Raw genomic sequence first — 14,222 nt, 5'->3', positions numbered from 1 at the left:
TTCAGATGAAAAAAATATTTCTTTTATTGCTAGGGGCCTCTTTGTTCTGCTCCTGCGAAAACTTAGAACCGCAGGTATTTGATCGCTTGAGTCCTTCGAATTACCCGAAAAATGCGGAAGATGCGCGCACATTGATAACAGGTGCCTATGGAGTACTCAACCGCGGAGCTTACGGTGGATTTTCAGATATTTCCTGGCAATCGCGCTGGGTGATGAATACCGCCACCACAGATGAGTTTGTCTGTTACTGGGGTGGCGGTGTATGGGAAACCTACGCTAAATTCTTATGGAACTCCAACAGTGATCATGTTACGGCCAAAACCTATGGCCCATATATCAAAGCCATTACCAACTGTGTAAATATTGCCGCGCAGCTCGAACCCATTAGCATGAGCACCGAACTAAAAGCGCGCTATCGTGCCGAACTAAAAGGCATAACCGCTCTGTTGGCCTATACGTTATATGATTTTTACGGACCTACCGCAATCGTAACAGATCCTGCAATCACGCTCGATCCAAATACCACTTTTCAACCCGAACGACCTACCAAGGCCTGGATGCTCAATTTTATCAGATCTACGGCACGTGAGGCGGCAGACAATCTTCCTGTGACATATGCTTCGCAAGATTACGGGCGCATCAGCAAGGGGACAGCCTTAATGGTTTTACTAAAGCTGGCTATGCACGAGAAAGACTGGCAGGAAGCTGTAAAAATCTCAAAGGAGATTATGGATCTGAAGGTCTATTCGCTACAGGCATCCTATTCGAAGATTTTTGCGGTGGATAATGAAATGAATTCCGAAATCATCTTTGCCATTCCATGCCTTACAGTAAATGACCGCTACAACAATTGGCTTGCCCATGTACTTCCTTCGGAATATGTGGAGCCGAATGGGATACCAGTCCAGAAATGGGGCGGCTATAAGGTTCCTTGGGCAATGTTTGACAAGTTCAAAGCAGGAGACGATCGTTTGAAATCACTCTGGGGTAGTATCAATACGAGCAAAGGAATGGTAGACCTACGGTCGATCAATGAATCCTGGGCGCAGATGGGCGCCGTACCGTATAAATATCCTGCAGATCCGGCCTCAACGGGTGAGGCACATGGAAATGACTGGGTGGTCTATCGCTACGCGGATGTACTCCTGCTGCGTGCCGAAGCGCTCAACCACCTTACTCCATTAGGAACTGAAGCGATCGATCTAATTAATCTTGTACGCAACCGTGCAAAAACCACAGCTATTGCAGCTTCGGATTTTGCAGGAGAAAATGCGCTGAACGATTTTATCCTCGATGAGCGATTTAGAGAGTTATTTATGGAAGGACACCGTCGTGAAGACCTGATCCGACATGGAAAGTATCTTTCAGAAGCAAAAAAGCGTGGTGCCTCCTATTCAGATGAGAGCAGATTGCTATTTCCGATACCACAATGGGCTATCAATGAGAATAAGAAAGTTCAGCAGAATCCAGGTTACTAATGAATCGGTAAACAAAGGACACCAACATGAAAAGATATATCAGACACCTGATTTTGCTATGGGCGCTAACTGCGCCCATATACGATGCTCTGGGCAGCACAGAACGCGATAGCCTCAAGCATATAGCTACACAGATACCGATGGTCCCAAAAAAAGCGATTCACAATCCCGAACGCGGATATCATCTGGAATCCAATTATTTTGCACATAATTTATACAATCCTTTCCATAAAGTCGCCTTTCCGAAGGGCTGGATTGATGAACAGCTTGCCCGTTATGATGGATCCAAGGATGGCATTACTGCTTTACAGCTCTATTTTTATCTGACCGAATATGTCGGTGGAGATATCAGCAAAGAAGGCATAGCGAATATGCAGTCTATTTTTGATGAGGTCAAAAAGAAAGGGTATAAAGTGGTACTCCGCTTTGCCTATGATGTCGACTATGGGAGCACAAAGGCTAATTTTGACGATGTCTTTAGACATATAGATCAGCTGGAACCACTTATTAAAAAAAATATAGGTCTGATTGATATCTGGCAAATTGGATTTATTGGTGCATGGGGCGAAGGGCATAGTTCGCCCATGAGTACAGATGATACCAACAAGTCCAAAATGGTTCGTCGCATACTCGATATTTTTACGGGGCGGCAAACTACGATCCGTTATCCGAACCAAAAAACAAAGCTGCAGTTGGATACGGCCTATCTGAACCGCATCGGATACAATAACGATTATTTTACCGCTTCCGAACATCCAAAGGCGCCCGACAATGACTATACGGTTGGAAGTTTGGCTTATGAGCAGGTTAAAGCTGAATCGCCCTATGTACAGGTTATGGGTGAGATCCCTTATGCTGAAGCGACCGAGTGGGGGTTACATACCCTAATTTCGGTACCCAATACTCTTAAAGCGCTGAAAGAACATCATTACAGTCTATTTGATATTACACAGAATAATGAACTGAATATTGCACATTGGAAAAAAACTCCGCTTACATCCGATACGCTCCGTAAGATGGGGATCCTGTTTGATCCCAGCTATTTTAGGGAGAATAAGCAAGAAGTAGCCCGTTCGACATACGATTTTATCCGCGATCATTTGGGATATCGGCTTTATATCGAGCGTGCTAGTTCGGCAGCAAAGCGTCGTGGACGCAAGCTGACAGTGGAGCTGGCTATCAAAAACGTCGGATTTTCGACAATTCACAATCCCAGACCGGTGTATCTCGTCGTATTGGATCGCAGCCATAAAATAATAGCTCAGCAGCAGTTGGCAGTAGATCCGCGTACCTGGCAACCCTTTGATCCAAAAGGGAAATCGCAGGAAGCTTTGCTTCACCACATACGCACTACCCTATCTCTGCCGTATACTATGCCGCACGGATATATCGGTTTGTGGCTGCCTGATCCAGAGCGGAACCTGGCGGGCAATGCAGCCTATGATATCCAATTGGCCAACGATGATATGCGGGTTATTTCTGATGGTAGCGGACATGGACGAATTAATATTGTTGCAGATTTTTAGTTTCACTGAAATACAAAACCAATCAATAAAAATTATGAGAACAATAAAGTTTAACTTACAGTGCCTAGCCTTTGTGGGATTGGCTGTACTAGCTACATCCTGCTCAAAGGAAATTGTCAAGGATGGCATATCAACAGAAAAGCCGGCGATTAAAAAAATGTCGGATACCACAGCAGTACATACTTATGCAGGTCTGCAGGCAGAAGATCAATCGAGGGATCCGCTACGAAATCCGGAGCGCGGGTATCGAAGTGAATTTTTCGTTTATGCAAGCAATCGGCAAGCGGTATTTAATGGGCAAAACCATACAAGCGGGCTTGGTAATGCGATTACAGCGTATCCGTTGGGGCAGACACCTACAGGTAGCCCTGGTGATAGCCTTACGCTGTCGCAATTTTATATCTACCTAACACAAGAAGCACAAACAGATCTGAGCACGACCTCATTGTCCAATATACAGTACTATTTTGATGAACTGAAAAATGCCCACATCAAAACATTACTTCGGTTTGCCTATGATGGTTCGCCTTTGACGACAACCAAAATACCCTACACAGTCCAGCACATTCAACGGCATCTACAGCAACTCACACCTGTGTTTGCTGCAAATATGGGGCAGATCCCCGTTATACAAGCTGGATTTGTGGGGGATTGGGGCGAATGGGGAGCATCATATTATAACCATACTAATTATGCAGATGCTACTTCGGTGATCTTCAAGTCTATTCTGAATGCTGCCAACAACCAGCGTCAGGTGATGGCTAGATATCCTAGGCTCAAAAATAATGCACTTACCGGAAGTGTCAGCTGGCTTCCGTTTACGAGCAGCGATTACAGTCGGGTAGCATTCAACAACGACTTTTTTACCACGGGATTACAGGCACCGGGTTCTGATTTTCCGATCGGTTCAGCAGATTATACCCAAATAAAGAATGAGAATGCAGCGGGCTTATGGATGGATGGAGAAATCCCGTATTATTCAAACGGAACAGGGCCTTATGATTTTAACAAAGCAATGAACCCGATGACTGTTTTGCGGATTCTGAGTGAACATAGGTACACGTCGTTCAGTATGCGTGACCAACTCAACGGAGGCAGTAAAAACAATCTTCAAATCTGGCGCAACACGCAGGTATCACTGACTGATATCGTCAACTCGGGATACTCAAGTATTCCCAGAGATACCGCTTACTTTACGAATATGAGTGGTCAGCTCGTGACACGTTCCTACTATGATTTTATTCGGGATCATTTGGGCTATCGGTTTCAGGTACAACGGGCCACTTTTGAGAAAAATGTAACTCGTGGAAGTAATTTTGCGATTCAGATCAGCTTATGCAACATCGGATTTTCTAATCTGATTAATTCACGTAATCTCTATCTCGCGCTGATCGATAGCAACAACCAAGTGACGACATTTTCCCTTCAGGAAGATGCACGCTCGTGGAATGTATCAACACAGACTGCTGCGTACCTCCTTTCCAAACAGGTAACATTGCCGAGCAATCTACCCATTGGACAATATAAGTTAGGGCTCTGGCTTCCCGATTCGGATGCCGGTTTGAAGTATGATGCTGACTATGCCATTCGTTTTGCCAATAGAAATATACAGCATTGGCGCGACCCACAGTCCCAGTATTTGATTAATATACTGGGCACAATCAATCTTCAATAAACGAAAAAACTGAATTTTTAAGTTTTATGATTTCCTTTTCCAATCCTGTAATTTTAATCCGTAATCTCCAACCTAAGGATAAAATTGTACAGACAAACTTTTTTTTAAATAAAATAACAGTTACACCGCAAGGTATGACTGTTATTGTCGATACAACCTACAAATGAACGAAACACTCATATTTACTTTTTGATAAGAGAAAATATGAAATCATTGTTACTGACATTGTAGATAAGGTCTGAACAGAAAAAAAATGTATTAAAAAAGACGAGGCTATTTCGCCGATGATCCCCTGTAAAGATCAGGCTGAAATAGACCACTATTGGGAAGCACTTACATCGGATGGAAGACAGGAGAGCGTTTGCGGGTGGCTGAAAGACAAATACGGATTAAGTTGGCAGGTTTGTCCTGAAAATTGGGCGGACCTAAACAAAAGACCAAGTGCGTTCAAAAAGTTACCTGCGCAACCGCATCTCTGCTTTTACCGTCTTTTTTGACGCTCACAAGATTAGGCGGAGCCGAAAGGTCATAATCCCAAATATCATGGTGTACAGTCTGATAATGCCATACATATTTTCCGGTGGCGGCATCCAGCGCCAATACGCAGTTGCCATAGAGATTTTTACCTATACGATCAGCACCATAAAAGTCATAGGTTGGCGACCCCAGCGCCATATAGACGATGCCACGTTTGCTATCCAACGACATGCCGGCCCAGCTGTTAACTCCACCCGCATATTTGTAGGCCTCCTTGGGCCAGGTTTCATAACCGGGCTCACCGGGTTGTGGAATGGTATGGAAGATCCACTCCATTTTTCCGGTCCGACAGTTGTATGCCCTCACATGCCCCGGAGGGGTGCCATATAGATCGGGCAAACGTGATCCAACAATGATCAGGTCTTTATAAATAATACCCGGTGAGGTCATCGTAACAGTTATCTTGTTCGGATCGTCCCGAAGTCCCACATTAAGGTTCACTTTCCCTTTTTCACCGAATGTGTCGATCGCTTTACCTGTCTTCGCATCAACGGCAATCAGAAAGTTATCGGCCGAAAATAAGATCCGCTTGTCATTGCCATCTTCCCAATAGGTCACGCCACGTCCGGCTCCGCCACCGCCGCCACCGTTAAAAGGATCATATTTCCAGATCTCTTTTCCCGTAGCCGCATCGATGGCATATAAGCATCTTTTGGCCGAAGTGGTATACATGATTCCGTCAATAATGATCGGATTGGATTGGCTATTGGCCGGATTTGCGTCACTGGGCAGATCATTGACGGAAAATGTCCAAGCAAGTTTTAAAGCCGAAACATTCGACGTATCGATCTGATCTAATGGCGAGTGGCTGGTACTTTTTTCATCACCTTTGTATACCGCCCATGTTCTATCTTGGTTCCCACCGGAACCACATGCCATGAGCATCGTGAAGGAACCTACGGCTAAAGCATATTTCAGCCGATTGAATGCGATTTTCTTTCTCATAAGCATTATTTATCTAAGCCTTTTGCTGATAACCATTTTGACATGACATCCGCTACTTCAATATTGTTCAGGTCTGAAAATGGAAAATGGGTATTTCCCTTGATCCCTATTTCTGGTAGATGGACAACCGTCACGTCGCCGCCGTGTTTATTCACTACATCCCGCCACTTTCTCGCCATAGCGAGTCTGGCACGCCAGCCATCTGCGCCGGGATTATTGGCATCGTATTTTTCGGGAATAAAATCGCCATAGTAAATGACGACCGGTATTTTGGTCAATTTCATAAATTCTTCTTTTGAAACCGCCGTAGCCTGTAAAGGCCCCGCCGAACTTTCAATAGCTGCCGGCAACTCCCCTTCGGGAAATAGAAAACCCGACCCTGGTTCGTAAGATACAATTGCTCTGATATTTGCGCTCTTGATCGCGGATATCCATCCAAATCCACCAGAATGTGAATGGGTCACCAAGATCAATGGCCCCACTTTATCGGCCAGGGCTACAGTAGCATCCGTGACGACAGTCGCGTCAATCGGACCGAGACTCGGCGTCATCGATCGGAAATGTTGATTGAGCGTTTCGGCATCCCTTGAAAACTGAACACCGGGGAAATAATTAGGCCATACACCAACACGGAAGGTTCCGAACCAATCTTGTTCGTCAGGTGTGGGTGTAACCGTTGCCTCAACCGTACTGCGGCTGGCGTTGCCACGACGCGGCTGATCAAGCAGATAAACACCAAAACCTCGTCTCAGAAAGATATTCTGAAATCCTTCGCGACCGTCGGGTGTGGTTTCCCATGTTTTTGAAAACTGGCCTATACCATGCCAAAATACGAGGGGAAGTTTTTTGGCATTCACTGGTTTCTGATAAAAAACATAGGCATGGTCGCCATGAAAAGTCTGCCCTTCTGGCCCACGTTTAACAGGATCGTATGTTCCGGGTTTTGTGATGATACTACCGCCTGCAGCAAAGCTCCCCTGCTCTTCGATCATCAAGGGCTGCTTTGTTATCGAGCTCTGTGCAAAGATGCTATCACTAACAGTAAGTGATAGCATCGCCGCAAATAAGATGGATATTTTACGCATAAAATATTCTTTATATTATTTCAGATTTAGTTTATAGAATCCTTCCAGTTTACTCAAAGCCTGCGCTACGTACTCGGGTTTCCAGTAAGTTTCAATATGCGTAGCGCCTGGAATTAGAAACAATTCTTTATTTTTTGCATTGATCGCTTTATTGAAAGCATCGGCAGTCATATAAAAACTATCCGCTTTACTACCCGCCATCATCAGTAATGGCTGGTCGATCAATTCGATTTGATCGGTTGCATCCCAGCTCATCAGGTCAAGAAGACTGCTTACGGTATATACACCACCTGAGTTAGGGAATGCCCCTGAATTTGGATGTGCATGGCTGCGTTCATAATAAACTGCTCCCTCGCGATACATTTCAAAAGGCAACTTAGCAATCTGCTCGTCTGTAGCTGCCGAGCCACCACCGACATATTTAACTTTTCCACCTGCAGCTTCTTCCATACGTGCATCTGTGGCCTGACGCAGCCTTTGCTGTATCGTCGCATATTGCGAATTCATAAAGCCATTACGTCTCACCATACCCGAATTGAACATGCTCAATGTGGCCACAGCCTTGAATCTTTTATCAGTCTGTACTGCTTTCAAGGTATAACCGCCGCCGCCACAGATACCCAGCACACCTAGTTTTTCTTTATCAACACCTTTGTAGGTCTCAATAAAATCTGCCATACCATGGATATCCTCTACTCTATTTTGTGGCTTATCCACGTTACGTGGCTGCCCACCGCTTGCTCCTTGATATGCTGCATCAGCAGCGATAGTGACATAACCTGCTTCTGCCAAACGCTGTGCATATAATCCTGCAACCTGCTCCTTTACACCCCCGTTAGGATGGGCAACCACGATTGCCGGATATTGTTTCGCGGGATCATAATCTGCAGGTGTGTATACGTTGGCAGCAATGTCTAACCCATTTAATTTATATGTAACAGGATGGATATTGACCTTTCCTTTTTCATTTTTAGTGATAGCACCTTCGTAAACCAACGTAAATGGATTGGTTTCGTAAGATTTTTGAATTGACTGTGCTTTTACCATAGTTGTCATTGTTAATAAAACGGCTACTGCTAAAATTGCTTTTGTTTTTCTCATGTTCTTACTATTTTACTTACTATTGCTTAGGACTTCATCCAGTACTTTTTGTGCTGCATTTGCTTCTGTTTCACCCACCGATTTTCTGATAACAGCCACAAATTCCTGCAACTGACCGGGCGTGAGGCCTACATTTAGACATAGATTTAAATGGGACCGCAACATGGGTTCCACACCGCCGATACCACTCAGTACCGACACTGTAACCAGCTCTCTTTGCTGATAGGTGAGTACATCACGTTCAAAAATATCTGCAAATAGGTGTTCTTTCAGAAAGACCTCAATAGTCGGTGCGAATGCGGCATAACCGGTTTTCGGTCCGGTTTCCTTATTACCGCTCAGTTGCTCCAAAATTGCTTTACCGCGTTCGTATTTGCTTTTTTCACTGACAATCGGCGATGCATCAGCGCCCAACACATCGGTAATTCCTTTTGCCTTGCGCTCATCCAGTACAGCCATAAATGTCTGTACCCCTCTCAGACTACGCGGAAAGCCGGCGTAGGCATATACCTGTATCAACGCTTCTTTGATCTGGTTGATGGTAAGCCCTGCATCAAGCCCCGCATTTAACTGATCTTTCAGTTTTGATAGTTCTCCTTTACCTGCCAATCCCGAAATGCCTACGATAGCCTGTTCTTTGCTGTTCAAACTTTGCTTTTCTTTGGTTTGGGCGCTGGCAGCTGTGGTGAATACAACAGTTATCAGGACCAGCATCGATTTTATTTGTTTTAACATAACCATATCTTTTTTTGCTATTAACGATCTATTTTCGTTTCGATCAGATTTGATAATACAAAGTTCCTAATCAAAAATTGGGATAAAGTATACGTATTACGGAATTTGCTACCAATATCACTGTTTAGCCAGCATAATCATTAGAGAAGCAGCTTATTTTGTATTATTGTGGTATCAACATAAGGGAACACTTGATGAACTGTAATCTCCCCTAAAAATAGCTACGATCACTAATGTAGTTTTATAAATTAGAGACCATGAAACTGGGGTGCAATCCGATTTCTTTTTTGACCTGATTTGGCATATCTTTATACTTGTGATTCCGTATTACCATTTTTCTTTTTTGAATATCACATTATTTTATTGAATAGGTAATGAAAGTAAAAAATACCGACAATTCTGAGCATTATATTTGGGGTGAAAATTGTGATGGGTGGCACTTATTGAAGTCTGATTCTTTAAGTGTGATTCAAGAGAAAATGCCACCTGAAACAAAAGAAAGTTTACATTTTCATAGTAAGGCACAGCAATTTTTTTACATATTAAAGGGTACAGCAACTTTCGAAGTAGATAATGAATTATATGTTGTTGAAGAAAACAATGGCTTTCATATCCAAGCAAATCAGAAGCACAGAATTTTCAATAGAACTAATCAAGATTTAGAATTTCTTGTTATTTCACAGCCGAAATCTCATGGAGATCGAATTAATTTGTAATCGTTCATTAAAAATAAAGTTCGTTTGGCCTGCTAAGCTCTTTTTATTTTTAACACTATTAAGCTGCTCAACGCAAAAGAATCTTGATGACTTTGCTGAAATAGATCGAAACAATTGCAGAAGCTTTAATCAGCAAGGCAAAGGATATACAGAAAGCGAGGTTGCATCATTGATACATGGAAAAGTAAGATGTAAGTTAACAACAAATCCCTTTAGAAGTTTATTCCAAAGGGATTTACTTTTATTTATTTGTATACCCGTTCGTATTGTCATGATTTAGACTGAAGATACGATGCGCATATTTGCCATTATCTTCTTGATTCCTGCCCCGAATTAATCTGAAAACTTGAATATAATAAATTGGCTTGTCCAGAGATACAAAAAATTAATTAACATTATTACACGGGCTGAATGGATCGAAAACTTCTGGGTTAAGTTATGCTAAGACATTAAAGTCTGCTCAAAGATAAAGGCCTACTTTGATAAGAAGTTACAGGCAAGGTCTGAGCAGAAAAACAGTTTATATAAAAAAAAGACTACTAAAAAGGTAGTTTTTTTTTGAAATTGTGATTCTTTATATTTATCTTTGATTATCATAAAATTTTTTAGGTTTATAATTGGTTATTTAAGGTTTTCATTCTCCCCGTTTGAAAACCTTTTTTGTTTTAAAAAGTACATTAATCAATGGTATCCCATATCGCTTCAAATCCATATCGATGATAACATGGGATAGATTTACAAAAAAGTCTCATCGATCAACTTTTGAATGGATAAATTGGATCTGTGGTTTATGGAACACCGTTGTGTCTGGAGGTACGCTGCTTGTTATCCAGACGTTCCCCCCGATCACCGAATGATGTCCAATACGAGTATTCCCACCCAATATTGTTGCTCCCGCATAAATAATCACATGATCTTCAATAATCGGATGTCTTCGCTGACCGGCTAAAACCTTGTCAACACTAAGGGCTCCTAAAGTAACCCCCTGATACAGCTTTACGTAGTCGCCGATAACCGCTGTTTCGCCTATAACCAGACCCGTTCCATGATCGATATGAAAGTGACGCCCAATGGTCGCTCCCGGATGGATATCTATGCCTGTACGTTCATGCGCATACTCAGTCAAAATACGGGGGAACAAGGGTACCCGATCTAACCAGAGCTGATGGGCCATGCGATACATGCAAATCGCAAGAAACCCCGGATAAGTACGTATAACCTCACTTAGATTGTTGGCAGCGGGATCGCCATCCAGCATAGCCTGAGCATCTTCAAGCATCAGATGATAGATATGCGGGAGGTTTTCAAAAAAACGTTGGACAATTTCGCGATGATCACAGCTTATACAGTCTTTGCTGTTCAGCAAAAGATCATATAGCTCATTTTCCAAAATTGTAAAAGTTGCTTTAACGGCTTCTACCGTAAGCAGCTTTTTCGAATTACGCTCTGGAAACATAAGCCGAAATACATCTCTTGCCCATTCCCAGATACGAACGTTGCTCGGCATATCATGCGCAGCCTGTTGTCTGGCAAATAAAGTACTATAAAATTTTTCCATTTCTTCTTTTTTATACTGATATCCTGAAAAAGCTGGCAGCTAAACGATCCCCCTAACCGCCAGCTGCCATACTTTCAATTAGTAAAATCGTTTGTTTCGACTGACCAATCTCTCCACCGTCAACGCGAGGAGATCTATCTCCTGATGTGTATTGTAGAAGGCAAGGGAGGGTCTTACCGACGACTCATACCCTAGTCTCCTCAGGATTGGCTGTGCACAGTGATGACCTGTCCGAACGGCTATACCTACTTCATTCAACGCCTGACCGACTTCGTTGTTGCTGTATCCTGAAAGGGTAAAGGAAAGTACACTGGTTTTTTCTGTCGCTGTACCGATCAAAGTAACCCCGGCGATCTGGTTCAACGACCTGGTCGCATAATCCAATAGATCATGCTCGTAGTGATAGATGTTATCAATACCGATAGCCTGCACGTATCGGATTGCAGCCCCCAGGCCAACAGCATCGGCAATATTGCCAGTACCGGCTTCAAAACGATTGGGCACAGCATGAAATTCTGTCTTTTCAAAAGAAACATCTCGGATCATGTTTCCTCCGCTTTGGTAAGGCTGGGTATTGTTTAGGATGTCTTCTTTGCCATAGAGCACACCGATGCCTGTCGGGCCAAATATTTTATGTCCAGAAAACACAAAGAAATCGGGATCTAGATATTGGAGATCTATCGCAATATGGGAGACCGACTGGGCCCCGTCCAACAGTACTTTGGCCCCTACACGATGTGCCGAGTCAATAATGGCTTTTGCCGGTGTTATTGTACCCAGCGCATTACTGACATGAGTAAAAGAGACTAATTTCGTCCGGGAACTGAGCAGTTTGCTATACTCATCAAAAAGCAAATTCCCCTGCTCGTCAACAGGGATTACCCGGATCTTAAAACCTTTCTTTTGACTCAATTGCTGCCAGGGAACTATATTGGCATGATGTTCCAGATAGCTAATTATAATCTCATCATCTGGACCTAAATGCTGGTCTCCCCAACTATTGGCAACAAGGTTGATAGATTCGGTCGTGCCACGCGTAAATATAATCTCATTGGGTGAACTTGCATTTAGAAAGTTTTTAATGACATTTCGCGATTCTTCGTACGCATCTGTAGCACGTGCAGCAAGTTCATGTGCAGCACGGTGTATATTGGAATTTTCAGTCTGATAAAAGCGCGATATCCTATCGATAACCACTTGTGGTTTTTGAGTCGTCGCGGCATTGTCCAGCCAAACAAGTGGCCTTCCACGGACAGTTTCTTGGAGAATAGGAAAATCGCGACGAATTGACTGAACGTCAAAATGGGATTTCAACGTATCGTAAGGCAAGGTAGGCGTATTTTCAAAGGCAGCCCCTGACTTTATGAAATAGAATGAATTTGCACTATCGGCCAGTGGTATCTGGGCAGTGTGTATAAAACCACTTAATTGCTGCAATGTCCCTCTTAGTGTGTCAAGTGGATTTTCATGCGTTTCTGCAAAGGGTAATTTATTGACCTGTGGTTCTATATCAATGCCAGTAGCAAGAGGAAGAACTGGGTTGTAAATACCTGGCTGACTGCCATTCCCAGCTACAGGGATAGTAGCATTTTCCCTATGAAAACTTGGATCATGAAAACCGATTGCTGGATCTTCTAAATGGAATTCTCTCAGTTTAGGATTAGAGACCGGTTTTTCAGCATAGATTTCCTGTCGGGGAAGATCCCGAGATACGAGGTTTTCCGTTGGAATTGCCTTAAAATACTTATTTGCTTCTTCTGTTAGAAATCTTTCGAAATCAATATCTAAATGAGACATAGTAAAATTTTTTAAGGAATGATCTATTTATAATTGTAGCTGTGGTATTGTGTGATGTCAACATCGTCCAATACAGCCACAGCATCGTCTACGAGAATGACCAGTGAACAATATAAAGATATCAGGTAAGAGGCAATGGCTTTATCATTGATTCCAGTAAACTTGATGGATAGGCCCGGCGTCTGTTCACCAGGTAAGTTAGGCTGATAAAGACCGATTACTCCCTGACGTGCTTCTCCTGTGCGGATTAACAGAATTTTGGTCTTCCCATTTACAATAGGCACTTTATCACTGGGAATCAATGGGATGCCGCGCCAGGTTAAAAACTGTGAACCGAAAAGTGACACCGTAGGAGGTGGGACACCACGACGTGTACATTCGCGCCCAAAGGCCGCAATGGTGAGGGGATGAAGCAGAAAAAATCCAGGCTGCTTCCATACTTTTGTGATCAATTCGTCCAGGTCATCGGGTGTAGGAGCTCCAGATCTGGTCTTAATAATCTGTTTGGCAGCGACATTGCTCAAGATGCCGTAATCAGCATTGTTGATGAGCTCACTCTCCTGCCTTTCTTTAATTTTCTCAATTGCCAAACGTAACTGTTCACTGATCTGATTATAGGGCTTGCTGTAGAGATCAGAAACCCGCGTATGTACGTCTATCAGTGTATTGACCGCATTTAAATTATACTCCCGTGGACTTTCGTCATAATCAACAAATGTATGTGGCAAAACACTCTCATCACGTCTGGAACAGTCTACCTGAATACTGTCTTCGCCGACAACTTTGTTTAATCGAAACACGCCCGATTCCACAGGTGTCCATTGCAATAAGTGTACTAGCCATCGGGGTGAGATACTTTCAAGTTGTGGAACGGTTCTGGTGGCAATTGCCAGGTGTCGTGCAGCGACATCGCCCAAGGCGGTCTGTTGTGTTAGTTTTTCACTCATATTGTAAAAGTTTAATGAAATTTGGAATAGATTAAGAACACCTGAAAAAGAGTGCGAATTCGATAGTAGACTCTTTTTTAAAAGAAGGATAGAAAGTCTATCTTAATTTTAGAGCAGACTTT

General features: G+C 43.1%; 12 protein-coding genes. 5 read left to right on the top strand and 7 right to left on the bottom strand.

Features of this window, described 5'->3' with window-relative positions; all coding sequences use genetic code 11:
• The first annotated feature begins 5 nt into the window (after positions 1–5).
• From A9970_RS22600 to A9970_RS22585, 4 genes are all read left to right on the top strand, one after another.
• Entirely contained in the window at positions 6–1,478 is a 1,473-nt protein-coding gene (locus A9970_RS22600) for a RagB/SusD family nutrient uptake outer membrane protein (RefSeq protein WP_182983814.1), read from the top strand.
• 26 nt (positions 1,479–1,504) lie between these two features.
• Positions 1,505–3,004, top strand: a complete 1,500-nt coding sequence (locus tag A9970_RS22595) for a DUF4832 domain-containing protein (RefSeq protein WP_182983813.1) — start codon at positions 1,505–1,507, stop codon at positions 3,002–3,004.
• A gap of 34 nt (positions 3,005–3,038) precedes the next feature.
• Entirely contained in the window at positions 3,039–4,679 is a 1,641-nt protein-coding gene (locus A9970_RS22590) for a DUF4832 domain-containing protein (protein WP_182983812.1), read from the top strand.
• Positions 4,680–4,936: 257 nt separating this feature from the next.
• The gene (locus tag A9970_RS22585; RefSeq protein ID WP_310889304.1) at positions 4,937–5,176 is read left to right on the top strand and encodes a VOC family protein; all 240 of its coding nucleotides are present in this window, start codon (positions 4,937–4,939) and stop codon (positions 5,174–5,176) included.
• On the opposite strand, the gene A9970_RS22580 is transcribed toward A9970_RS22585, so the two are convergent.
• The 4 genes from A9970_RS22580 to A9970_RS22565 are packed head-to-tail and all read right to left on the bottom strand — an operon-like array spanning position 5,127 to position 9,082.
• Positions 5,127–6,161, bottom strand: a complete 1,035-nt coding sequence (locus A9970_RS22580) for a PQQ-binding-like beta-propeller repeat protein (RefSeq protein ID WP_182983810.1) — start codon at positions 6,159–6,161, stop codon at positions 5,127–5,129. The two genes, A9970_RS22585 and A9970_RS22580, sit on opposite strands and share 50 nt — an antisense overlap.
• Positions 6,162–6,166: 5 nt before the next feature.
• Positions 6,167–7,246: an alpha/beta fold hydrolase gene (locus A9970_RS22575; RefSeq protein ID WP_182983809.1), complete on the bottom strand. Its 1,080-nt coding sequence runs from the start codon at positions 7,244–7,246 to the stop codon at positions 6,167–6,169.
• Positions 7,247–7,261: 15 nt separating this feature from the next.
• Positions 7,262–8,347 carry an alpha/beta hydrolase gene (locus tag A9970_RS22570; RefSeq protein WP_182983808.1) on the bottom strand — a complete coding sequence of 362 codons (1,086 nt, stop codon included), beginning with the start codon at positions 8,345–8,347 and terminating at the stop codon, positions 7,262–7,264.
• A gap of 12 nt (positions 8,348–8,359) precedes the next feature.
• Positions 8,360–9,082: a carboxymuconolactone decarboxylase family protein gene (locus tag A9970_RS22565; protein ID WP_259655456.1), complete on the bottom strand. Its 723-nt coding sequence runs from the start codon at positions 9,080–9,082 to the stop codon at positions 8,360–8,362.
• A 374-nt stretch (positions 9,083–9,456) separates the two neighbouring features.
• Between A9970_RS22565 and A9970_RS22560 the strand changes: the two genes are divergently transcribed.
• Positions 9,457–9,798 carry a cupin domain-containing protein gene (locus A9970_RS22560; RefSeq protein ID WP_182983806.1) on the top strand — a complete coding sequence of 114 codons (342 nt, stop codon included), beginning with the start codon at positions 9,457–9,459 and terminating at the stop codon, positions 9,796–9,798.
• Between the two features lie 748 nt (positions 9,799–10,546).
• Here A9970_RS22560 and epsC read toward each other — a convergent pair.
• The 3 genes from epsC to A9970_RS22545 form a co-directional block, all read right to left on the bottom strand.
• Positions 10,547–11,356: a serine O-acetyltransferase EpsC gene (gene epsC / locus A9970_RS22555; protein ID WP_182983805.1), complete on the bottom strand. Its 810-nt coding sequence runs from the start codon at positions 11,354–11,356 to the stop codon at positions 10,547–10,549.
• Between the two features lie 78 nt (positions 11,357–11,434).
• Positions 11,435–13,153 carry a family 2A encapsulin nanocompartment cargo protein cysteine desulfurase gene (locus A9970_RS22550; RefSeq protein ID WP_182983804.1) on the bottom strand — a complete coding sequence of 573 codons (1,719 nt, stop codon included), beginning with the start codon at positions 13,151–13,153 and terminating at the stop codon, positions 11,435–11,437.
• A gap of 23 nt (positions 13,154–13,176) precedes the next feature.
• Positions 13,177–14,100, bottom strand: a complete 924-nt coding sequence (locus A9970_RS22545) for a family 2A encapsulin nanocompartment shell protein (protein WP_182983803.1) — start codon at positions 14,098–14,100, stop codon at positions 13,177–13,179.
• Positions 14,101–14,222: the final 122 nt, after the last annotated feature.

It is taken from the genome of Sphingobacterium sp. UME9 (assembly GCF_014170215.1).
Classification (GTDB): Bacteria; Bacteroidota; Bacteroidia; order Sphingobacteriales; family Sphingobacteriaceae; genus Sphingobacterium; species Sphingobacterium paramultivorum.
Note: the sequence above shows the minus strand (reverse complement) of the source record. Positions and strands in the feature narration are given on the sequence as shown.